The organism is Enhygromyxa salina (assembly GCF_000737335.2).
GTDB lineage: Bacteria > Myxococcota_A > Polyangia > Nannocystales > Nannocystaceae > Plesiocystis > Plesiocystis salina_C.
The window spans coordinates 1-24169 of the sequence record NZ_JMCC02000007.1 but is presented as its reverse complement, the minus strand read 5'-3'; the positions used below and the strand labels follow the sequence as shown (position 1 = coordinate 24169).

At 67.2% G+C, this 24169-nt stretch carries 12 protein-coding genes and 1 CRISPR repeat array (1 of these 13 cut by a window edge); of the genes, 7 read left to right on the top strand and 5 right to left on the bottom strand.

The window, feature by feature from the left end:
- Positions 1-7941: a CRISPR direct-repeat array (repeat unit 36 nt; unit sequence CTTTCCGCCCTCGATTGAGGGCGGCCCCGTTGAAGC); it reaches 806 nt to the left of the window's first position.
- Between the two features lie 434 nt (positions 7942-8375).
- The 6 genes from DB30_RS03275 (at position 8376) to DB30_RS41190 (ending at position 15234) form a co-directional block, all read left to right on the top strand.
- On the top strand, positions 8376-10877 hold the full coding sequence (locus tag DB30_RS03275) for a WD40 repeat domain-containing protein (protein ID WP_052546501.1): 2502 nt from the start codon (positions 8376-8378) through the stop codon (positions 10875-10877).
- An 89-nt stretch (positions 10878-10966) separates the two neighbouring features.
- Positions 10967-11542, top strand: coding sequence for a peptide deformylase (gene def / locus DB30_RS03270; RefSeq protein ID WP_052546500.1), 576 nt, complete (start codon positions 10967-10969; stop codon positions 11540-11542).
- A gap of 1 nt (position 11543) precedes the next feature.
- Positions 11544-12284 carry a transglutaminase family protein gene (locus tag DB30_RS03265; RefSeq protein WP_052546499.1) on the top strand — a complete coding sequence of 247 codons (741 nt, stop codon included), beginning with the start codon at positions 11544-11546 and terminating at the stop codon, positions 12282-12284.
- Positions 12285-12393: 109 nt separating this feature from the next.
- The gene (locus DB30_RS41195) at positions 12394-13893 is read left to right on the top strand and encodes a hypothetical protein (protein ID WP_052546498.1); all 1500 of its coding nucleotides are present in this window, start codon (positions 12394-12396) and stop codon (positions 13891-13893) included.
- A gap of 103 nt (positions 13894-13996) precedes the next feature.
- The gene (locus tag DB30_RS03255) at positions 13997-14590 is read left to right on the top strand and encodes a hypothetical protein (RefSeq protein WP_146657944.1); all 594 of its coding nucleotides are present in this window, start codon (positions 13997-13999) and stop codon (positions 14588-14590) included.
- A 95-nt stretch (positions 14591-14685) separates the two neighbouring features.
- Entirely contained in the window at positions 14686-15234 is a 549-nt protein-coding gene (locus DB30_RS41190; RefSeq protein WP_052546496.1) for a hypothetical protein, read from the top strand.
- Positions 15235-15269: 35 nt separating this feature from the next.
- On the opposite strand, the gene DB30_RS03245 is transcribed toward DB30_RS41190, so the two are convergent.
- The 5 genes from DB30_RS03245 to DB30_RS03225 form a co-directional block, all read right to left on the bottom strand.
- Positions 15270-18464 carry an efflux RND transporter permease subunit gene (locus tag DB30_RS03245; protein WP_052546495.1) on the bottom strand — a complete coding sequence of 1065 codons (3195 nt, stop codon included), beginning with the start codon at positions 18462-18464 and terminating at the stop codon, positions 15270-15272.
- Complete coding sequence (locus tag DB30_RS03240; RefSeq protein WP_052546494.1) at positions 18461-19585, bottom strand: efflux RND transporter periplasmic adaptor subunit; 1125 nt, start codon at positions 19583-19585, stop codon at positions 18461-18463. Before DB30_RS03240 ends, DB30_RS03245 begins: the two co-directional genes overlap by 4 nt.
- A 93-nt stretch (positions 19586-19678) precedes the next feature.
- Positions 19679-20167 (bottom strand): PaaI family thioesterase, encoded by a 489-nt coding sequence (locus tag DB30_RS03235; RefSeq protein WP_052546493.1) that lies wholly within the window; start codon positions 20165-20167, stop codon positions 19679-19681.
- Between the two features lie 163 nt (positions 20168-20330).
- A complete protein-coding gene (locus DB30_RS03230) occupies positions 20331-21284 on the bottom strand; it encodes a Yae1 family protein (RefSeq protein WP_240480152.1) in 954 nt (317 codons plus the stop codon).
- Between the two features lie 814 nt (positions 21285-22098).
- Positions 22099-22710 (bottom strand): c-type cytochrome, encoded by a 612-nt coding sequence (locus DB30_RS03225; protein WP_146657943.1) that lies wholly within the window; start codon positions 22708-22710, stop codon positions 22099-22101.
- Positions 22711-22908: 198 nt separating this feature from the next.
- Here DB30_RS03225 and DB30_RS03220 point away from each other — a divergent pair, with 198 nt between their 5' ends.
- Complete coding sequence (locus DB30_RS03220; RefSeq protein ID WP_052546490.1) at positions 22909-23451, top strand: hypothetical protein; 543 nt, start codon at positions 22909-22911, stop codon at positions 23449-23451.
- Positions 23452-24169 lie beyond the last annotated feature (718 nt).

Genomic DNA, 24169 nt, shown 5'->3' with positions numbered 1-24169 from the left:
AACGCGCCTTTCCGCCCTCGATTGAGGGCGGCCCCGTTGAAGCACCCCCACACTCGAACCCTGACCCACCGGCCAGACGAGCTTTCCGCCCTCGATTGAGGGCGGCCCCGTTGAAGCGTCCGGGCCTGTTGCTGACTTGTGACAGCGCACCCATGTGCTTTCCGCCCTCGATTGAGGGCGGCCCCGTTGAAGCGAACGCCCTGCCGCGGCCCATGCAGGCGCTCGACGCGACTTTCCGCCCTCGATTGAGGGCGGCCCCGTTGAAGCCCTGACCTGTTGGCGCGCGACGTACTCGTTGTTGAGTTGCTTCTTTCCGCCCTCGATTGAGGGCGGCCCCGTTGAAGCGCTTGATCGCCCGTGCCGTCGAGTCGCACGACGAGCGAGTCCTTTCCGCCCTCGATTGAGGGCGGCCCCGTTGAAGCCGCGGGGGCGCGGCCGCTGGCGCCAGCAGGGTGAACGCCTTTCCGCCCTCGATTGAGGGCGGCCCCGTTGAAGCACCCCTACAGGGTGGCGACCAAGATCGACCGGTTTCTTTCCGCCCTCGATTGAGGGCGGCCCCGTTGAAGCGCGCGTGAGGGCGTCGAGATCGACGATGAGGTAACCTTTCCGCCCTCGATTGAGGGCGGCCCCGTTGAAGCGGCTTGGGCAGCCTGACCCGCGGGTTTCGCCCCTCACCTTTCCGCCCTCGATTGAGGGCGGCCCCGTTGAAGCATCTAGAGGGCATTGGTTCCAGGACGAGCGTACGTCGAGGCCTTTCCGCCCTCGATTGAGGGCGGCCCCGTTGAAGCCTCATCCCCGCGGGGATCGATCCCCGCCAGACGTTCTTTCCGCCCTCGATTGAGGGCGGCCCCGTTGAAGCCCACAGAGCAGGTCTCCCAGTTGTTGCATGGAAGGTGAACTTTCCGCCCTCGATTGAGGGCGGCCCCGTTGAAGCCCAGCCGGCCAGTGGATGCAGCAGCGCACGACGCCGACTTTCCGCCCTCGATTGAGGGCGGCCCCGTTGAAGCGGGGGCCACCGTGACGTGGAACGTATCGAGCAGGGTCGGTCCTTTCCGCCCTCGATTGAGGGCGGCCCCGTTGAAGCACGAAAACGTGTTGCTAAGTGCGGTTCGCCAGCAGGCTTTCCGCCCTCGATTGAGGGCGGCCCCGTTGAAGCTGTCCACAGCCCATGGCCATAGACGTGCTTGCGCCAGCCCCTTTCCGCCCTCGATTGAGGGCGGCCCCGTTGAAGCAGATCCGCCGTGACCTCGAGCGTGCGGCCGTTGCCCGTCCCCTTTCCGCCCTCGATTGAGGGCGGCCCCGTTGAAGCCGACCGACGCGGGCGGCGGCGCGCAGCTGCTCGAGCTTTCCGCCCTCGATTGAGGGCGGCCCCGTTGAAGCAGCGCGGCCATGCGCGGGCGCGGCATCTTCCGCTCGCTTTCCGCCCTCGATTGAGGGCGGCCCCGTTGAAGCGGCTAGCCGCTTTTGTGCCGCTACCTCGCGCTTCCTCTTTCCGCCCTCGATTGAGGGCGGCCCCGTTGAAGCATTTGCTAGGAGCACCATGAAGTACCTAGTCATTCTTTCCGCCCTCGATTGAGGGCGGCCCCGTTGAAGCACGTCCACGAGCGTGAGCGCCTTGATCGATCCGTTAGGCAGGGTCTTTCCGCCCTCGATTGAGGGCGGCCCCGTTGAAGCATCGCCGTATCGACCCAGTGCATGACGGACGGCAGACCACTTTCCGCCCTCGATTGAGGGCGGCCCCGTTGAAGCAGCCCGCTTGGCGCCGCGACGACGTCGAGACCCAGGCTCTTTCCGCCCTCGATTGAGGGCGGCCCCGTTGAAGCAGGTACCAGCTCGGGTCCGTCGTTGGTGCAGCGTGGCTTTCCGCCCTCGATTGAGGGCGGCCCCGTTGAAGCCCAGGTCAACACCAGGTGGCACACGGCGCCCGCTGTTCATGTCTTTCCGCCCTCGATTGAGGGCGGCCCCGTTGAAGCCATGTGAGGCGCGAGGAACTCCGCGAGTTCTTCTCGAGCTCTTTCCGCCCTCGATTGAGGGCGGCCCCGTTGAAGCTCGACGGCCCCGTGTACTGGGTGGAGCCCGACGGGATCTTTCCGCCCTCGATTGAGGGCGGCCCCGTTGAAGCACGTCGCGGTGCTGGCCTCGAGCAGCCCCGCGCGCAAGTCCTTTCCGCCCTCGATTGAGGGCGGCCCCGTTGAAGCGCTGCGGTGCGTCTGCTCGCGGCGGCAGACCATGGCTTTCCGCCCTCGATTGAGGGCGGCCCCGTTGAAGCTGGGACGGTTGGCCAGCCTCTGATCCTGCTGTCGGAGCTTTCCGCCCTCGATTGAGGGCGGCCCCGTTGAAGCTCGCGTACCTACTGCAACGCGCCCACGCCGGGTGGTGCTCTTTCCGCCCTCGATTGAGGGCGGCCCCGTTGAAGCGGCGACAAGCAACAGTATGATTCGCCCGCTGCGCAGGCTTTCCGCCCTCGATTGAGGGCGGCCCCGTTGAAGCGAGCCCGACCGCTCGCGCGCCAGCTTCTCGAGCCGCTCGACTTTCCGCCCTCGATTGAGGGCGGCCCCGTTGAAGCTGCAAGATGATGTCGCCCGAGCAGTGGGCAAGCTACCAGCTTTCCGCCCTCGATTGAGGGCGGCCCCGTTGAAGCATCTACACGCACCCCGACCGGGGCAACGTCCCCGCTACTTTCCGCCCTCGATTGAGGGCGGCCCCGTTGAAGCTTGTAATAGCCCTTGGCTTTGAACGCTTCGTAAAGGTCACTTTCCGCCCTCGATTGAGGGCGGCCCCGTTGAAGCAAAGCAAAATAGTTTGGCTGCGAGCTTGCTTTCTGCTCTGCTTTCCGCCCTCGATTGAGGGCGGCCCCGTTGAAGCAGCTGCCCGAGGATCAGCCCGAGGTGGCGAGGGTCCACGGCCTCTTTCCGCCCTCGATTGAGGGCGGCCCCGTTGAAGCGACTGAGCCGATGCACCTCGCCATCGCAGCCGGCGTGTGTCCTTTCCGCCCTCGATTGAGGGCGGCCCCGTTGAAGCTTGAGCCCGGGAGCTGGGGCGCCGCGCAGGCCGACGCCTTTCCGCCCTCGATTGAGGGCGGCCCCGTTGAAGCGCGGCCCCACCATCGGCAGATCTTCCGCCACCGCTCCTTTCCGCCCTCGATTGAGGGCGGCCCCGTTGAAGCTAGAGTGGTGCCGCTCGCGTGACCAGCATGGCCTCGCTTTCCGCCCTCGATTGAGGGCGGCCCCGTTGAAGCACCTCGCGCGATCGTATCGACTGGACCGCGGGATCGGGCACTTTCCGCCCTCGATTGAGGGCGGCCCCGTTGAAGCTTCGACGGTCGGACCGGCGTGATGCCGGTCTGGTTCTCCTTTCCGCCCTCGATTGAGGGCGGCCCCGTTGAAGCGTGCTACACGCCTCGTGGTACTTGGCGATCGCGCCGTCCTCCTTTCCGCCCTCGATTGAGGGCGGCCCCGTTGAAGCAGGTAGACGACGCCGTTCTCGACGTCGCGGATCCCGCTTTCCGCCCTCGATTGAGGGCGGCCCCGTTGAAGCAGTTCGAGATGCTGGAGTCCCGGTGGGAACACTGGTGGCCCTTTCCGCCCTCGATTGAGGGCGGCCCCGTTGAAGCGACGAAACGAACCGGTCCCCGGAGCGACCCGAGGCTCCTTTCCGCCCTCGATTGAGGGCGGCCCCGTTGAAGCCGCACGGTCCACGGTACGCATCGTCACCACTAACTGGCTTTCCGCCCTCGATTGAGGGCGGCCCCGTTGAAGCGGCCGTGGCAGACCGGGGGGACCACGCACAGCTTTTCCCTTTCCGCCCTCGATTGAGGGCGGCCCCGTTGAAGCCGCGCTCACTGACGAAGCTCTCACGAAGCCCGGCACTTTCCGCCCTCGATTGAGGGCGGCCCCGTTGAAGCCCTGTGGTCCGTCTGGGCTTGGGTGATAGGGATTGCCGCTTTCCGCCCTCGATTGAGGGCGGCCCCGTTGAAGCTTGCACGTGGACGTCGTGTACCGTGGCGAGCACTACCGCTTTCCGCCCTCGATTGAGGGCGGCCCCGTTGAAGCCAGCCAGTCGCCGGTGGACAACGCCCTGGACCCGCTTTCCGCCCTCGATTGAGGGCGGCCCCGTTGAAGCTGACCGGCGGCGCGCGGCTGTCAGACGCCGGGATCCTTTCCGCCCTCGATTGAGGGCGGCCCCGTTGAAGCGCAGCACCTCGGGCACGGTCAGCGGAGCCGCGAGGCCTTTCCGCCCTCGATTGAGGGCGGCCCCGTTGAAGCGAGGATGACGACGCTGGTGACGACGACAAGCCGGACCAGGCTTTCCGCCCTCGATTGAGGGCGGCCCCGTTGAAGCGAGGATGACGACGCTGGTGACGACGACAAGCCGGACCAGGCTTTCCGCCCTCGATTGAGGGCGGCCCCGTTGAAGCGAGGATGACGACGCTGGTGACGACGACAAGCCGGACCAGGCTTTCCGCCCTCGATTGAGGGCGGCCCCGTTGAAGCGAGGATGACGACGCTGGTGACGACGACAAGCCGGACCAGGCTTTCCGCCCTCGATTGAGGGCGGCCCCGTTGAAGCGCGGTAACGCCCGCGTACTTCGCCGGGTCAGGCCCCCTTTCCGCCCTCGATTGAGGGCGGCCCCGTTGAAGCACGGCACTCGGCGCGCCTGCCTACGACAGCTCTGCGAGGTCTTTCCGCCCTCGATTGAGGGCGGCCCCGTTGAAGCTTCTGGCCACGGAACGATTTTCGATCGAGGCCACACCCCTTTCCGCCCTCGATTGAGGGCGGCCCCGTTGAAGCACGTAGCCGTCCCCCGGCTCACACAGACAGGGCTTCTCGCTTTCCGCCCTCGATTGAGGGCGGCCCCGTTGAAGCCAGACGCTCGCCGGCACGCCCGGATCCCGACCGCGGCTTTCCGCCCTCGATTGAGGGCGGCCCCGTTGAAGCGCCAAAGATCCAGGTGAGGAAGGCCCTGATCAGCGCCTTTCCGCCCTCGATTGAGGGCGGCCCCGTTGAAGCTACACTGACGCGGACGGCGGCCACGCGGCCTGGTTTCTTTCCGCCCTCGATTGAGGGCGGCCCCGTTGAAGCGACGTCGAGGGCGTCGAGTGTGGCCAGCGAGTTCATACTTTCCGCCCTCGATTGAGGGCGGCCCCGTTGAAGCATCCCACCGCCACCGCGCGCGCCGTTCGTGCCGGGCTTTCCGCCCTCGATTGAGGGCGGCCCCGTTGAAGCATGTCGCGAATCCTCGAGAGCCGTCGCGTCGTTGCCTCTTTCCGCCCTCGATTGAGGGCGGCCCCGTTGAAGCTTCGCCGTCTTCGATCCAGTACGCGACTTCAAGCAAGGCCTTTCCGCCCTCGATTGAGGGCGGCCCCGTTGAAGCGACCACCTTGGATCCGTCGGCCACCGCGGTCGTACCTTTCCGCCCTCGATTGAGGGCGGCCCCGTTGAAGCTGCGCACGTGCCCCCATCACACACGAGCCCGGGATCGCCTTTCCGCCCTCGATTGAGGGCGGCCCCGTTGAAGCGAATCTCGACGGGTCGGACCAAGACAGTGAGGCACTTTCCGCCCTCGATTGAGGGCGGCCCCGTTGAAGCCGTACATGAGCTCGATCCCGGACGGTTGCGGATCGTTGCCCTTTCCGCCCTCGATTGAGGGCGGCCCCGTTGAAGCCAGACGATGTCGCGCATGCCCGTCGTGGCCTCTCCATCTTTCCGCCCTCGATTGAGGGCGGCCCCGTTGAAGCCGCACGAACAGGCCCGCAACATGACCGCTCAGCACCGCTATCTTTCCGCCCTCGATTGAGGGCGGCCCCGTTGAAGCACGCCCGAGCAGGTGGACGCCGTGCCGGACCCGCTTGTCCTTTCCGCCCTCGATTGAGGGCGGCCCCGTTGAAGCCGCTCAACCGCGGAGCGGGAGGCGCTGCGGCGCTCGTTTCTTTCCGCCCTCGATTGAGGGCGGCCCCGTTGAAGCGAGCCATACGGCCTGGCCGGTCAGGCCCCGAGCGCTTTCCGCCCTCGATTGAGGGCGGCCCCGTTGAAGCACCCCACTGTCGGACCCACGCGAGCAGCGAGCACCCTTTCCGCCCTCGATTGAGGGCGGCCCCGTTGAAGCGGGGCGGTGGAGTGGCCGCGGTCGAGGTTCCTCGGCGATCTTTCCGCCCTCGATTGAGGGCGGCCCCGTTGAAGCGATGGGCCCAGAGTTTGTACGGGCTCAGCCATGGGTGAGCCGTCTTTCCGCCCTCGATTGAGGGCGGCCCCGTTGAAGCGAGGCCAGGAGCCGCGCGCAAGTACGGGCGCACGCTGCTTTCCGCCCTCGATTGAGGGCGGCCCCGTTGAAGCGAACAACCAGTTCATCGATCGCGCTCGCTCGAGGATCTCTTTCCGCCCTCGATTGAGGGCGGCCCCGTTGAAGCGACGGCGCCGACGAGGCCACGCAGGACGATTTTGGCTTTCCGCCCTCGATTGAGGGCGGCCCCGTTGAAGCTCGCGGCGTGGCGGTCTCCCGCTGCGCAGCCTGGCCTTTCCGCCCTCGATTGAGGGCGGCCCCGTTGAAGCGTGGGATCTCGTCGCCTCGCTTGTAGACGCGGCCGGCTTTCCGCCCTCGATTGAGGGCGGCCCCGTTGAAGCGCCTCGATTACCCACAGCACTCGGCCGCTGACCGCCTTTCCGCCCTCGATTGAGGGCGGCCCCGTTGAAGCGGCGAGTCGCTTCGCCGTTGCGCCCACAGGTGGCCGCCGCTTTCCGCCCTCGATTGAGGGCGGCCCCGTTGAAGCCGGAGCCCGGCCGCTTGCTCGGCGGTCATGCACGCCTTTCCGCCCTCGATTGAGGGCGGCCCCGTTGAAGCGACGATATCGACTTGCCGCCTCCCATGGTCGGGCTCATTCCTTTCCGCCCTCGATTGAGGGCGGCCCCGTTGAAGCCGCGATCCCACCGAGCACCCCGAGCGGCGCGCACTCGACTTTCCGCCCTCGATTGAGGGCGGCCCCGTTGAAGCCCGTGAGCGCGAGGTCATAGTCGGACACGAGCCCGCCCCTTTCCGCCCTCGATTGAGGGCGGCCCCGTTGAAGCGGAGTAGAGGCCGACATTGGGAAACTCCACGAGTCTTTCCGCCCTCGATTGAGGGCGGCCCCGTTGAAGCGTCATCCCCATCGCTCGGAGGCTACCGCGAGTGGCTTTCCGCCCTCGATTGAGGGCGGCCCCGTTGAAGCTGGGCGCTCGCGGTCGAGACCTTGGCTATCCCGCTGGACCAGCTTTCCGCCCTCGATTGAGGGCGGCCCCGTTGAAGCAATGACGATGCCGCCGCCGCGCTCACTCGGCGCGAGCACGGCTTTCCGCCCTCGATTGAGGGCGGCCCCGTTGAAGCCCATTGCAGTGCCTCGTGCTTGTCGTGGATCGTCACTATCTTTCCGCCCTCGATTGAGGGCGGCCCCGTTGAAGCACGGCGGCTGCCGCGGCTGTGAGCTCGAGGGGATGACCGGCTTTCCGCCCTCGATTGAGGGCGGCCCCGTTGAAGCACGGCGGCTGCCGCGGCTGTGAGCTCGAGGGGATGACCGGCTTTCCGCCCTCGATTGAGGGCGGCCCCGTTGAAGCACCCCGCCAGCCTTGAGCCTGATCTTGGCCCCCCTTTCCGCCCTCGATTGAGGGCGGTCTTGTTGAAGCTTGCTCGGCGAGCCCCAAGACAGCGACCCGGCAACGGCTTTCCGCCCTCGATTGAGGGCGGCCCCGTTGAAGCGCGCCACCTGACTCCAGTCTTGCTCCGCAGCCTCCATCTTTCCGCCCTCGATTGAGGGCGGCCCCGTTGAAGCGTTGGCTCGCTCGACTCCCTCTCGGGCGAAGATGACCTTTCCGCCCTCGATTGAGGGCGGCCCCGTTGAAGCAGCACTGCTTCTTCGCCTTCATGGCCTTCGCCACCTTTCCGCCCTCGATGGAGGGCGGCCCCGTTGAAGCTCGCAGGTGAGAGCGAGCGAGCTATTTGATGTCGTCTCCAAGCCAATCGATGTTTCCGTTTCCCGTGCCCCCACGACTCCCAGGGAACTCACCGAAACCCCGCACGTGGAACCGTCAGCGCGCGCCCCGATACTCAAGCTCGGTCTCGACCACGGCCCCACCGTCGACGAACTCGGTGAGCGCGTCGCCAACCGAGGCCGAGCGCATGCGGCACTCGTCCTGAGCCCGTCGCTTGGACGGTCCCTCGGCGGCCTCGAGCACCTCGAGGATCCGCTGGGCAGGCCGAGGGGTCGTGGACCTCCGCCTCGGCGAACGCGAGCGCGGCCGCAGCTCCGGCTCGAAGGCACAGCCCGTGTGGCTCCTGGCGGCTCGTACCAGCCCAAAATCATTCAGCTTTGCCAATCTCAGCGCTGATTTGGAGCTAGTCTCGATCCGTGCCCCGCCCCCGCCGTCTGCTCCTCGCCCTCACGCTCACCTCGCTGGGCTGCACGCCCACCGTCACGGCGACCCAGACCAGCGCCCCCACCCTCGCCACCACCACCCCAACCCTACGCCCAACCGAGATCGCCCTCCCCTTCCACAGCGCCGCGATCGTCGATCTCGCCCTCCTCCCCCCTCGCGCCGACGAGCAGTGGCGCCTCGCCAGCGGCGACGCCGACGGCTGGGTTCGGATCTGGGCCAACGGCAAGCTGCTCGCGGCCTCGCGCGCGCACCCGGGTGGCCTCGCCGCGCTCCAAGTCGCGCCCGACGGCGTCTGGTACACGGCGGGCTTCGACGGCCGCGTGCTCGAGTGGCCGGCCCACGCGACCCAGCCATCGCGCGCGTTCACGCTGGGCAACCCAAACGGCCCAAGCAGCCCGATCACGGCGATGGCCGTCGCCGGTCCGCACCTGGTGGTCAGCGACGGCCATCACATCCAAATGTGGACCCGCGAGCCACAGCCCCAGCTGGTCTGGTCGATGGTCGGCCACGCGTTCGTCACGGGGCTGGCGTTGTCGCCAAGCGGCGGTGTGATCGCCGCGGCCGAGCTGCGCCAGTGGGCGCTGCGCGAGGGCATCGCCACGCACCCGCTGGCGAGCTTCGACGACGGCGGCATGCAGGCGGTCCCGCCGGAAGAGCAAGCGGCGCTGCGAGCCGCGGCCGCCCTCGATTTTCCCGGCGCGGCCGCGGACTACGTAGAAGTCTGGCAGCCCAGCCAGCAGCGCGCGCGCCAGCTGGTCCCGAGCGCGCCGATCGACAGCGACCTGGGCGTGGTCTCGCGCGGGGGCGTGATCTACCGAGAGATCTACGACCGCAACAACGCCGGGCTGATCGGCCGCCGGCTGGAAGACCAAGCCCACTACCCGCTCGCGCTGGTCAAGCCATGGGCGTTTTGGACCGACGCCAGCGGCAACCCCACGCCAGCGAGCACCGCCCAGCCCAACCTGCCAACCGGCGACTTTGCGCTGGGGCCCAAGGAAGAGGTGCTGATCCTGGATCACTTCCCGGGCTGGGCCGAACAGCCCCCCGAGCGAGGCTGGCGAGCGGGCGAGAACCGCGAGCTGGCGATCGATCATCACCACGCCGCGATCGGCGACGGCCTGGGCAACCTCGCGGTCGTGGCCTGGGCCCGACCCGCCGAGGCTGGCTGGATGGCCCCCGCTGAAGAGCACCCGGATCTGCTCGCTGGCGCCAGCGGCAGCGCGCAGCTCGTCACCGCCACGCTCGAGCCGCGGACCAGCTATCGGCTGTGGTCGCTGGACGCCGCCGGCCACCGATCGATCCGCGTCGAGGCCCCGTGGCAGGTGCTGCCATCTCAGCCGCAGGAGGGTGAGCAGCCCGTGCCCGGCCCACCTGTGTATCCCTTCATGATCCAGCTCGACGCGCAGGCGCAGATCCTGACGACCAGCGCGACGAGCTACGGCGAGACTTCGCAGGCGCTGGTCCGCGTGCTCCGGGTGCCCGACGGGGCCGCGCAGGTGCTGGGCATCTCGGACGACGCCACCAGCCTGGACATCGGCCTCAGCCCAGATGGCTCGCTCGTGCTCGCGTGGGCCCCCGGGGCGGCGGCGCAGAGCTGGCTGGCGCCGGGCGCCTCGCTGGGCTGGACCGCGGGCCCCGACGCCCTCGCTGGCGCGCCTCGCTTCTCCGCCAACGGGCTGTGGTCGGCCCACGTCTCGAGCTTCGAGCGACACATCGTGGATCTGCACGCGCGCAAGCCAGTCGTGCAGGCCGCCGCGCCGCAGGCCGGTCAGACGGTCGACGCCGGGACCCTGGCCGCGATCGCCAACGACGGCACCCTCGCGGTCGTGCAGCCATTTGGCGGCGGCACCCTCGAGCGGATCGACACCGCCGGTACGGTGACCTCGATCGAGCTCCCCGGCGCCGCGACAACGCTCGCGTGGGTGCCACTGCGCGACGCCGACCCAACCCTCGTCATCGGGTTCTTGGACGGATCGATCGCGCGCCTCGATCGCCACGCGACCGAGGCGGTGCCGATCCACGCGGGTGAGGGCGGTCGCGTGTGGGAGCTGGCCGTGCTCGGTGGCACCGCACAAGACGGGGGCGCGGGCGTGTTCGTCGAGCTCGACGATCGCGGCTTGACGATCCACCGGCTCGTCGATGACGCCACAGTCGATCTCTACGTGGCCGACACCACCGCCCTCGCGCGCTGGGTCGGCTCGTCCGAGCAGGCGCTGCGCACCGAGGATCTCGTCGCGGTGTGGCGACCCGGCACGGCCATGCCTGTGTGCCGGATCCTCGACGGCACGTCTGCGGGGGTGCTCGCTGCCGAGACCGTCGAGCGCTGGCCGCTCGAGCGTGGTCCCGAGTTCTTCGCGCAATTCTTCGCGGGCGCGAACTGTGGCGCACCAAGCCAGCCACCACCGGACATGCCGGACATGCCAGCCATGCCAGCCACGACGGAACCCGAAGCGAGCCCCGACACCAGCAAATAGAGAACGACGCAGCGAGGTGCGCCGCTTCCCACGCCGACCCTTGGTCAAATCAAGCGCGACGCGCCAAGAACCCCTGCTAGACTCGGCGCGTGACGATCCGACCCATCGCCCAGATCGGCGAACCAGTGCTGCGCCAGCACGCACGCGAGGTCTCTGCTGAAGAGCTGAAGACCCCCGAATTTCAGGGCTTCATCGACGATCTAATCGCCACCATGCGCCACGCCAAGGGGGCCGGGCTCGCGGCCAACCAGGTGTTCGAGCCCGTTCAAGCGTGCGCGATCGAGGTCAAGGACAACCCCCGCTACCCCTACAAGCCCAACATCCCGCTGACGGTGTTGATCAACCCCAAGCTCGAGCCGCTCGGGGACGACACGTTTGAAAATTTCGAGGGCTGCCTGTCGGTCCCCAACTTGCGTGGGGTGGTGCGGCGCCACGCCCAGCTGCGTGTGCGCGCCCTCGACCGCGAAGGCCAGCCGCTCGACTTCGAGGTCCGTGGGATCAGCGCGGGCACCTTCCAGCACGAGGTCGATCACCTGTGGGGCAAGCTGTTCGTCGATCGCGTGGAAGATCCGACCACGCTGTGCACCTGGGACACCTTCCATCAATACTACGAGGCCGCGGTCCGCGAGCGCGTCAAGCAGATCGTAGAACGCTGGGGAGCCTGAGTTGCGCGTCGATCTACTCCACCGCTTCACCGACTTGGTCGGTCCTTCGGAGGCCGCAGTGCCGCTGTTCGACTCGGCGATGCTCTACGCGGCCGCGCTGCAAGACGGCGACACCTGGGCCGAAGCCCGCGTGGCCCAGACCGAGATCGAGCACGCGGTCGTGGATCACTGCGCCGGCCGAGCGGGCGCCGTCGATGTCACCGAGGGCGTGCTCGAGTTTCTGCGCCGCAACCGGTTCCGCGGCAACATTCGCAGCTACGAGGACCCACGCAACAGCCTGATGGATCGGGTGCTCGAGCGCCGCCTGGGTCTGCCGATCAGCTTGTCGGTGCTGGCGATCCACCTCGCCGAGCGCTGCGGGGTCGAGCTGCACGGGCTGAGCTTCCCTGGCCACTTTTTAGTTGGGCTGCAGCCCGAAGAAGCCGGGGCCGAGCCCCAGGTGTGGGATCCCTTCCGCGGCGGCCGGCGGTTGCTGCTCGACGAGCTCGCCGCGTTGTTCACCAGCGTCGTCGGTCACCACGTGGAGCCCGACTCGCCCGAGCTCCACGTGCACCTGCGTCCATGCCACTCCCGGCTGATCCTGACGCGCATGCTGGAGAACCTGCGCCGCCACTTCGGCATGGCCGACGAGCTCGAGCGGGTCGCGGATACCCTCGAGCTGCTCGCCGCCCTGCACCCCGAGGTCCCGCAGATCCGCGAGATGCTCGAGCAGCACCCACCCCAGCGCCACCTCCTGAACTGATCCGGCGTGGCCCCGCTGGGTCAACTCCTCGCGCCAATTGGCGCGAAAACCCCGGGTGTGAGCGGGTGCCCGGGCGCGAACGTGGCGGTTTGCTATTCTGCTGACCTTCGTGCGCGAGCAGACCCGATACAGCCTGTCCGGCGCCCTGTCGCTCCTCGCCCACGCGGTGTTCGTGGTCGCCTTCGTGTGGGCCTTCAACGTCCAGCACGAACCGGTCGAGTTCAGCGAGGAGCTGCCCGACTACGACATCGACTTCATCGAGTTCGACGTCAAGCAGATCGAGCCCGACAAGGCCCAAGGTGAGGTCGATGACGAGCCCGAGCCGCCGCCCGAAGACCCACCCGAGCCCGAAGAGGCAACGCCGCCACCGGTCGAGCAACCACCAGATCCAGACGCCGAGGCTTCGCTGCCCGAGCCCGAGCCCGACCCGGAGCCCAAGCCCAAGTTCGGGCACAAGACCTCGAAGATCAAGGCGCTCGTGCCCCCCAACGCCACGTGGACGCTGGTGCTGGCCAACAGCCGGATCAAGAAGCTCCCGTTTCGTGACGCGGCAACAGAGATCATGGCGCCGCTGCGAGACTTTCGGCTGCTGGTCGACGACGCTGGCTTCAACATCTGGGAGGACTTCGAGTACGTGGTCATGGGCAGCCCCGACGCCACGGATCAGACCCAGGCCTTCGTCGCGGTGCAGTACAAGTTTGGCCACGCCGAGATGGCGGCAGGCATCGATCGCGCGTGCGCCAAGCAGGGCTTGGTGGTCGACTGGCGCGAGGAAGAGGGGGTGCGGGTCGGCGACCCGCGCTACAAAAACCCCGACATCGAGGCCGAGAACACTGACGATCGCCAGTTCGTGTTGCTGCCCGGGGACGACGTCGCGCTGTATCTGCGCGAGGCCTTCGTCGAGCAGGTCATCGCCGGCCCCGACGCCAGCAAGGGCAACACCTCGGGCAACTTCGTCGCCAACATTGCGAAGATCAAGCGCTACACCTACGCAGAGCCCAAGGCCGGGATTCAGCTGGTGGTCGAGGACATCCGCGGCATGGTCCGCGTCGGCCCCGACTTTCCGATTGAGATCCCCAGCCGCGCGGAGCTCATGTGGGAGGCGGCCAACAACCCCGAGCTGGTGATCAAGCTCGACTTCTTGGAGACCGACCACGCCGAGAAGGCGCAGACCTACTGGACCGATCAGCTCGAGGTGGATCTGACGAAGGTCGGCGTTTGGGATGTCGCGGGCGGGATCATCTCGGGCATGACCCTCGAGCGAAACAAGCGACAGCTGGTGTTTCGCTATCAGTTCAACGAGACCTCGGCGCGGGTGGTGCTGCAGATGGTCGCCAAAGAGTTTGGCAAGGCGATGCGCTACTCGAAGAAGCAAGCGCTGGCGGCCCAGGCTGCGCGCGAGCAGAGCTGGGAGCTGCGCGACGGTGGGAAGCTGCTGCCCTCGGAGGCGCTGAAGCTGCTGGAGGAGGCTGCACCCACGCCGCAGCCGCAGCCGCAGCCCGAACCCGAACCCGAACCCGAGCCCGAACCGCCCGCGCCCGAACCCGAGCCCGAACCCGAGCCGACCGCGCCCAGCGAAGACTCGCCCGAGCCAGCGCCGGTGCCCTGAGCATCACAGCCGCAGCACACCGACATGCGTGTCGTGAGCCAGGCAGCGCAGATTCATTGGGCCCAAGGTGACGCAGCTCGGCGCCCTCGGTGTTCGAGGGTTCATGCTGCCTGGACTCGCGCTCGCTAGCCTACTCCTCACGCCTCCTGTCGGCCCCGAAGCTCGGCTCGCGGATCTCGACCATCGCCGCATGGAGATCCACGTTGGCCCGCGGGTCTACGGCCGGTTCCTCGACGCCGCGCCAGCGGTCGGTGCTTCGCTGCAGCTTGGACTTGGCGTGCGGGTGGTTCGAGGCCTGTACGTCACTGGTGAGCTCGGGGCGGGGGCGCACGCGCTCCCGGTCGGCGTGGCTGCGCAGGGGCTCTTGGGCGTCCGTCACGAGCTGCGGATGTTCTCGTGGGTGCGGCCAAGCTACTCACTTGGCTACACCCACCTGGTCGAGGCCAACTTCGACGGGGGCGCGGACCTCGACTGCGGCTGTGGCAAATCCGGCGATCACGGGTTCTCGTTCGATGGCATGGCCTCGACCGAGATCGCGTCGCGTCACGGCGCCCAAGCGGGGCTGGGCCTGCGCTTTCCGTTTCGCAAGGCACCTCGGCTGTCGCTCTACTTGCGGGCGGACGCGAGCTACTACTTCGACCAACGGCCAGGGCGGCTGCAGGCGGGGGGCAGCTTGGGGCTGCAAGTCGTGTTCTGAGCGCAGCGCTCAGCTGCTCATGGGGCCAAACGCAGCGCTGGCTTGAGTCGCGCGCCGCTCGTGGGCTAGGTTCCCCGTCGATCACCGTGATTCACATGACCCAGCGCAACCTTTCCCTTGCCTCAATTTTGCTCCTCTCGCTCGGCGCGTGCGTGTCCGGGGACGACACGGATCAGTTCGCCTCGCTCACGACGACCTCGGCGACGTTCACCAACAACGGCAGCAACACCAACGGCGACGGGGACGAGACCGAGACTTCGGACTCCGACACGCCAACCTCGATGAGCGGCGACGGCGACGGTGACCCCGGCGATGGCGATGGCGACCCGGATCCAACCACTACGGGCGACGGCGACGGCGACGGCGACGGTGATGGTGATGGTGATCCAGACCCAACCACTGGCGACGGCGACGGCGACCCGCCAGCGAGCTGTGGTTGGGTTGAAGCCGAGGCCTTCTACGCCTGCGGCGGAAACGGTGAGGATCCCGGGGGCAACCACCCGATCGTGTGCCCCCCGGGGTTGGTCGAAGGCAACGAATGTGGCGAGCTCTCGTACGAGGGCTGCTGCGACAACAACGGCGACAACTGGTTTTGCGGCGACGACGGTCAGATGATGTACATGGTCAAAGAAGCCTGCGACTGATCAGCTGATCGCCAAGCACCCGGTCGCGCACGGCCTCAGCGACCCCCTCGCAGACGCCACACCAGCTTGAACGCGCACGGCACCACGTAGAGCGTGAGCACCGTCGACAGCGCCAATCCGCCCAACACGACCGCCCCAACGCCGCGATACAGCTCGGAGCCAGAGCCCGGGAACACGACCATGGGCACCAACCCGGCCAGCGACGTCAGGGCGCTCATGAAGATCGGCCGGACCCGCGCTTCGACGGCGCCGGGGACCGCGAGCGCGAGCGGGCTGCCCTCGCGCAGTCGCGCCAGCGCGCCGTCGACGACCAAGATCGCATTGTTGACCACGACCCCGATCAAGATCAGGAAGCCCATCGCGGTCATCAAGTCGAAGGGCTGATCACCCAAGAAGCGATCGACGATCAACAGGCCAAACACCCCGCCCGCGCCGGCCAAGGGCACGGTCACGAGCACGGCCAGGGGCGCGATGAAGTCCTCGAACAAGGCCGCGAGCAGCAGATACGAGATCACCACGGCGAGCAGCAACACCTCCGCGAAGCGGCCCTTGGTCTGCTCGAGCTTGCCGGCCGTGCCCGACAATTTAACGCCCACGCCAGCGGGTATCGCCTCGCTCTGCTGCATCTGGTCCACGCGCGTGCGGATCAGCTGCATCGCGGACTCGAGCGCGAGATCCTCAGGAGGGGTGACCTGCAAGGTGATCGAGCGCGAGCGCTCGATCCGGCGGATCTGCGTGGGCCCAAGCCGCTCGTGGATCTGCGCGAGGGTCCCGAGCGGGACCACCTGACCCGTCGGCGTGGTGACCGGCGCCGCGGCGAGCTCGTTCGGTGTCAGCTGATCCGCGTCACCGCCGGGCGCGCGAGCCACCAGCGCACGCAGGACCACGTCGATCTTGGACTCGCCTTCTTTGCCCCACTCGCCGATGATCGAGCCATCGACCAAGGTGTCGACGGCCTGGCCAAGCTCGGCGCCGCCCATGCGCAGGCTCGCCGTCTCACCGCGGTTGGGGGTCACCTGCAGCTCCGGGGCGCCAAGCTCGAGCGAGGGGATCGGCCGCAGCTGGACACCCGGGATGTCCTCGCGGATCGCCCCCATCAACGCCAGCCCAGCGCCCACGAGCTCGCGTAGATCCGAGCCCGAGAGATCGACCTCGACCGCGCGACCGCCCCCGAGCCGGTTGGCGAACAGCGAGGCCTGGCTGGCGAACGCGTAGGTGCCCGGCACCCCGGCTTGGACCTGCCGATAAAAGCCCGCCAGCTCGTTCGCGCGGGTCTCGTCAACCGCCGCCGCGCCGCAGAAGACCTGGTTGGGATCACCCACGAAGAAGCTGCGCCGGATCGCCGGGACGCCGTCCTTTTCGACGTTGATGTGCTCGCGGATGGTGGTCTGAAACTGCTCGCCGATCTGCTCGACCTCCGGGATCGAGTAGCCGGGCGGCGGCGTGATGATGCCAAACACCAAGTTGCGGTTGCCGGTTGGCAGGTACTCCATTGGCGGGAGCAACAACAGGCCCAGCGTGACCGAAGCGCCGACGGCCGCCACGAACACCGCGAGCGCGCGCATCGAGTTGGCCGTGAGCCACGCGACCTGGCGCCCGACCAGCGCGCGCATGCGCTGGCCCAATCCGCCGGTCTCGTCCACCGTGGTGGGCGGCTCGCCACCGCCCGCGCGCGCGCGCTCGGCCTTGGTCTTCAAGAAGCGCGCCGCCAAGCTGGGGATCGCCAACACCGAGACCACCAGCGACACCACCACCGCGACCGAGATCGCCGCCGCCACGTCGCGCAGCAGCTCGCCAACCTCGTCCTGCCACAGGATCACCGGGATGAACACGGCGGCGGTCGTGGCGGTGCTGGCCACCAGCGCGCCCCAGACCTCACCCACCCCGCGCAGCGCGGCCTCGGACATGGTGTCGACGCGCTCGCGCCACGTCTCGATGCTCTCGAGCACCACGATCGAGTTGTCGACGACCATGCCTACCGCGAACGCGGTGCCGGCCAGCGAGACCACGTTGACGGTGCGCCCGAGCACCGCCATGCCCAGCGCGGTCCCAAACACACACACGGGGATCGACAGGCCGATCAACCCGGCCGAGCCAACGCTGCGCAGGAACAACCACAAGACCAGGATCGCCAGGCCGCTGCCGATCACCAGGTTCTGGCGGACCAGCCCCAGCGCGCCCTGAATGTAGTCCGTCTGATCGTCGAGGACCTCGATCGTGAGCCCCTCGGGGCCCATCTTCTCGAGCTGCAGCTCGTCAACGGTGTCGCGGATCTGCTGCGAGACCTCGAGCACGTTGGACCCGGCCTCGCGGAACAAGAGCAACACCATGGACGGACGATCGTCGGTCATCGCCACGCCGAAGGGCTTGCGCAGCGCGACCGTCACGCTGGCCACGTCGCCCAGTAGGATCGGGGTCCCGCCTGCGCCGGCCCCGATCACGACCTGCTCGAGCTGCTTGGCCTCGCTGGGGGTCAGGAGCGTGCGGACCAGCAGCCGGCGCTTGCCAAGCGTGACGTCACCAGCCGACACGTCGACCAGCTCACCGCGCACGCGCTCGGCGACCGTGGAGATCCGAATGTTGCGCGCCGCGAGCTCGCCCGCGTCGAGGTCAATGTGAACTTCGGTGTCACGCCCACCAATGTGACGGATGCTGGCGACGCCCGGGATCCGTTCGAAGCGCGGCAGGATGTCGTCCTCGACCCAGGTCCGATACTGCGCGACCGCTTGCTTGTCTTTGTTGGTCTCGCCAGGTGGGGCCCGAATGGCGATGATCGACAGTGGCGGGCCCGAGCTGCTTGCTGTTGCGACCACGGGTTGATCCGCGGCCTCGGGATACGAAGCGACCTCGGTCAGCGCGTTCGAGACCCGCACCAACGCGACGTCGAGATCCGTGCCAACCTCGAACTCGAGCGTGATCTGAGCCTGGTCGGGCTTGGCCTCGGACTCCATGCGCGTCAGGCCAACGACGGACTTGAGCGCCTCTTCTTGATCCTCGAGCAGCTCGGCCTCGACCTCGGCGGGGCTCGAGCCCGGCCAGCTCGTGGTCACCGTGACCGAGGGGATCATCACGTCGGGGGTGAGCTGGATCGGCAGTCGGGCGATCGACAGCAGCCCGGCGAGGACCACCAAGATCAGGCCCACGCTCACGGTCACCGGCCGCCCGATGATGGTTGCGAGCAGCGAGTTCGCGCTGGGCGCGGCCGAGGGTGACGAGGACGGCTCGCTCACGAGGCCGGCCCTTCATCAGCCGCGCCCGCGTCACCGCCGTCTGCGTTGATCGCTCGCACCGCCTGTCCGGGTCGCAGGCGCTCGTTCCCGCGGGTCACGACGACCGCGCCGGCCGCCAAGCCCTCGCCAAGCACCAACGCCTCGTCGGCGGTGCTGGCCAGGATCTCGACGGAGACCGACCTCGTGCTGCCTTCAACGACGACGACGACGCGCGTGTCGATCGCCCCGAGCACCAGGGCATCGCGGGGCACGATCACCGCGTCCGCGGCCGGACCCGGCTCACCGGTCTGATGCTGGACAGCGAAGCCCACGTCGACGGGCGCGCCAGGCAGCAACCATGCCCGCGCTTCACTCGGCCGCAGCCGAACCTTGAGCGTACGGGTGCCACGATCGAGCGAGGGAACCACCGCGAGCACCTCGGCCGCACCCGTCGCGGGCCCGTGGGTGCCAACACCCAGCAACCCACCCGCCGGGCGCAGGACGACATCCGTGCCTACCTGAAGATGCGACGCGAGCTCGGGGCGGACGTCGACGAGGATCTCGAGATCGTCGGTCGCTACCAACTCGAGCACCGTCTCCCCAGCGTTGAGCCATTGGCCGAGATCGGCGTAGCGGGCCGAGACGACGCCCGCGAACGGAGCCGCGAGCTTATAGTCGGACAGCTGCGCTTGGGCTGCGCGGATCTCTGCGGCCAGTCGACGCTTGCGAGCCTCGAGGGTGTCCGCGCGCGCACCTTGCCGCTCGATCTCCTCGCTGGGGACGATCTCGTCGCCCAGCGCAGTCGCGCGGTCTGCCTCGCGGCGGGCCTGGTCCAGCTCACGCTCGCTCTCGCGTCGGCTCGACACCGCGGCCGAGAGCTGCGCGCTGGCCTGGCGCTTGTCGATCTCGACCAACAGCGCGCCGGCCTCGACCCGATCGCCCTCGCGCACCTCGATCATCACGATCTCACCGCCGGCCCCCAGCGCGAGCTGGGCCGAGCGCAACGAGCGGACCTCGCCGATGAACACCCACTCGTCGACCAGCTGCCCAGAACGAGCCGACGCGACCTCGACGGGAGCAGGCGGCTGCTCTTGTTGGGTCGCGGGCGTCTCATCTACACCGCAGCCGACCGCGCTCGTCATTGCAAGCAGGATCAGCGTAGCAGTCAGCGCAATTCGCAGGCTTGGCACGTCGGGGGCAGTTGTGTCGCCCTCTACGCGGCATTGCAACCCACGTTACATGGACTTTGGAAGCGCGCCGTTACCGGACGTGACCGTCACCACTTCGCCTGCGACCGTGCTGCCCTTTTCAATCCCCAGCAGGCGCACCCGACCCGTCGCGACAAGCTCCCCCTCGTGCGTGATGTTGACCTCCCACACCTGGGTGCGCCGACCACGAGCCAGCGGCCGGGCACGACCGACCAAGGCACCGGACCGCACAGCCCGCAAGAACGAGGTGTGGTTGTCGAGCCCGACCGTGTGCCGACCCAGCGGCTCGAGGTTGAGCGCCGCGCCAACCGACGCGAGCGTCTCGACCATTGACGAGTACACCCCGCCGTGCACGAGCCCGTACGGTTGGAGATGGGTCGAGTCGAGCTCGAGCTCGGCGACGACCTCGTCGTAGCTGGCGCTCACGAAGCGCAGGCCGATCAGCTGGTTGAAGCCACCACGGATCGCGTTGAGCTCGTCGACAGTGGAAGCGGGAAGCTGAGGTAGCTCGGTCACGGCACGCAGTTTAGGACATTCTGGTGAGCTGGTCTGGTGCCATGGCCGCGCCTCGACCGTGGGTGCGACCGCCTCGTCGTTGCCCGATGTGTCGCCAACAACGCGCCTGTGCTCCGGCCAACGCTGTGAGCTAAGCCGCTCAGCCTCTCAGCCTCTCAGCCTCTCAGCCAGGTGAGGGCGGGTCGAAGACCTCGGCGAGTGTGCGGGCGGTCAACGCTTGATCGAGCCAGTGCTCGAGCAGCGTGAGATCGGTGCAGCGTTCGATCTGCTGTTGCCGAAGGTCATCGAGTTCGAGGCCACGGCGGCGGAGCACACGCTGTAGTACTTGGCGCGCTTTGAGTTGCAGGCCTTTTTGGACGCCTTTTTGGACGCCTTCTTGTAGCCCCTCTTCACGACCCTTTTGAACGCCTTCTTCGAGGCCGGCGTCGCGGCCTTCCCGATGGCCGCGGACGTAGTAAGCGCCGGTCAGCTCCATGGGGCCGAGCGGGTCCGCTTCGTCAATGTCCCGAATCTCTTGCGGGATTCGATCGAGCTGTTCTTGTTTCAGACTGGCGAGCACGAGGTCATGATAGATCCGACGTTCGTCAAAATCCAGGTCCGATTTGGCGAGCGCTTCGAGAGTGGCACATGCACAAGGCACAGCGTGCTCTGATCGTGCCTGAAACACTGATGTGAGCACGGCAAGGGGAATGTCGGCGAGCGCAAGTTGCCATTGTGTAATGGGTGGCAACATACTTGGATCAACAAACCACGGTGATGCGCGGGGTTCTTTCAAGAACATATTCTGGGCGCGACGTCGAACCCCGGGATCCGGCGCGAACACCATTGTCCATCCGCGGCACTCGAACAGGCGGCGGACACCTGCGGCGTAGCTGAGCCAGGTGTAGTACTTGCGCTTGTCGTCGTAGGTCTGGATCTCGAGGGCGAGACCGGCGACACGGACCGGTTTTCGGCGCCCAGAGCGGGTCTGGGTGGGCTCGAGCACGGCTGCGACCACGTGGTCTGCATAGACGATGTTGTCGAGGCGCGCGGGTTCGGGGAGCTCGTTGGCGGCCGCCTCGAAGTTTTTGCAGGAATCTGGGATCGGATCATCGAAGTTGCGAGCGAGCGAAAACACGAGCTCGGGGTGGCGCTTGACCAGATACAGCAGGCCTTGGTGAATGGGACTAGGCATGTGTCTTGGATGACACGCCTTGGTGTGTGAATGCAAGTGAAGTGGGGGCAATTTGCAGGATCAGCAGTGGCCCGAATTCGGGCCACCATTGATCGAGGAACAAAGTGGCCCAGATTCGGGCCACCTACCTCAATGACACTTCGCCGATTGACTGAGAGTGGCCCGAATCCGGGCCACTTTGGCCCAATGATGTAGGCACAACGAGGATGGCCCGGATTCGGGCCACTCTGATCTAATGATGCAGATAAAACGAGGGTGGCCCGGATCTGGGCCACTCTGATCTAATGATGCAGATAAAACCGAGGGTGGCCCGGATCTGGGCCACCCTACTCGGGTGATGTTCGCAAACACGGGTGGCTCGAATCTGGGCCACCGTGCTCGGATGATGTTCACAAACGAGGCTGGCCCGGATCCGAGCCACCCCGAACCAAGCTGCTTCAACCACCCCATCGCAAGCAATGGCTTCGATGTGGAGCTGCGCCGGGCCTGGGATCTGCCGCATACACTCGACGGCGTTGATGGCTTCTCCAAGTCCATGAGCTGTTCGTCATCGAGGAGGTTCCGACAACCAAATGTAGCTTCCTTCGCTCTTGGGCCTTCGCCTGACGCCGTCGATCCCAACGAGGATCGGCAGCGTCAGGCAAACGCAAGCAATCGTCGCCCGGCCATCATGTTCTAGAGCTGCGCCGACGTGGCCACGGAGCCCACACGCGCCCGCCGACGCGTGTCTCCTCCGCAGCCTTCGTCCAAGCGCCGACTACAGCTTCTTCACGTAGGTAGCGACCGCGTCGATCTCTTCCTTCGAGAGCTTGTCCTTGTAGCCCTTCATCTTCGTGTCGGGCACGCCGTTGGTGATTATCGAGACAATCTTCCCTTGGCCAAGCTTGGTCTTGACCAACGAGGGAATTTCGACCTTCTTGCCGATCGTCGTGTCGCCCGCGCCATCAATACCGTGGCAGGACTTGCACTTGCTCTCGAACAGCGGCTTGCCGTCGATCTTCGCGACGGCAGGCGCCTTCTCGGCGGGTGGTTTCTTCTCGGCGGTGTCGCCAGCCGGCTTGTCGTCGGCCGGGGGCGCATCGCCGCCCTCTTCGCCAGCGGCCGGAGCTGCTTCGCCAGTCTCGCCGCCGTCATCGGACCCATCGCCCTCGGCGCCAGTGGTCTCGCCCGCCGCGGCGGCCGCGTCAGCGGCGGCCTTGTCGGCGGCCGCCTTGTCGGCGGCGGCCTTGTCTGCGTCGGCCTTGCCTGCATCGGCTGCGGCGGCGTCTTTCTTGCCATCGGCCTTGGTGGCGCCCGAATCACAGGCAGAGGTGGTCAAGACGAGGGCGGTGGCCGCGAGGACCAGGGATCGGAGTGCGAGTCGGTTCATCTTCTCTTCTCGGTGGGGGGTCCCAGGGTAGTCCGCCGCGTCGCGTGCGGACAAGCAACGATCACGGACGGCGTCGCCGGGGGGACGTCGCAGCCACCCTGGTGGTTTCTCCAGTTCTCCCACGCGGGCTCCAAGTCCCACAGAACGGCGTTCATGGCTCATTGAGAGCTATCGCAGCCACCAGCTTACGCTCGTCACATGCGGCCGGCCTCCCTCGCTTTGCTCGTCTTTTGGGTCCCGCTCGCCTGCGCCACGGCCCACGGCGACAGTGAGTCGGCGGGCACCTCGACAGACGGGCTCACGAGCGACACGAGCTCGACATCGACAGATGACACGACCTCGACCGACACGACCTCGTCCGACGCGACGGACCCCACGGACACGAGCCCGGGTGAGCCAGGCGCCTCGCTCGGCGTCTTCGATCTCACCTACTACTGGGTCAGCTATGAGGGCGACTTCGACCCGCCTGCGGACACGGACATCGGCACCTGCGACGGCCAGACAATCGCAACCGTCCCCGCCAACTTCGCGAGTGCGCTGAAGCTCGAGGGATCGGGCAAGCTCCTCGATGATCGGATCGTCAACATTGGCGGCTGTGGGTGTGGGTCCGGCTACGACTGCTTCGCGGTCTTGGATCCGAACCGATTCCCGTGGGCGGCTGACATGGGTCTTCGCGACGCTCGCACACGCGTTCCCGAGCTTGACAGACACCTCTGTGAGCCGTGCAGACGCGTGTGTTAAACTGACAGACCCGTCTGCGACGCGTATGACCGGGTGTTGCAGTTGACAATGGCGTGTGCGGGGCTCGAGGGTGGTCTTGCCAACTTGCACAGGTGATCCGCGAGCGCGATCGATCGCTTCGGAGGTTTGGCGAGCGCCTCCGCAGCGCCGCGAAGGTGTCTGATAGCCGCTAGTACCCTGCCGCAGTGAATTTGATGGTTTGAGGCTAGTTCCTGACGCCCCTGGCTTTGTCGCTCGTCAGTCGAGTGTGCCCGACACACTCCTTCCTCGCTTCGCGCCAGGGACGCCAGGCCCGGCGCCTCAAACCATCAAATTCACTGCGGCAGGGTACTAGTACCGATCAGTGTGGGCCCACATGCCCCCGCGCACAGCAGAACCAGCCCATCGAGGGAGCGCCAGCGACCGACACGCCGCGCACAACCCAACCACCCCATCGAGCGAGCTCTTTGGCGTTCTGGACCCACCAGTCTGCGACGCGCCAGGCATCGACGCGGTCGCGTGCTGCTTCATGGTCACGGTCGGTGGGAGAAAGCTACGCCAACACCAGCCTCTGACTCGCTCGTCAAGACCTCCGGGAACACCTCGTCGGTCGTTCTCGGCTCATCCCGGTGACCACGTATTTCCTGGCGATTCACTGTTGGAGTACTGTGCGCGAATGTCGAGAACCTCTGTCTCGAGAACTCTCCGCCGCCGGGCGAGCCTGCTCGGTCTCTCGTTC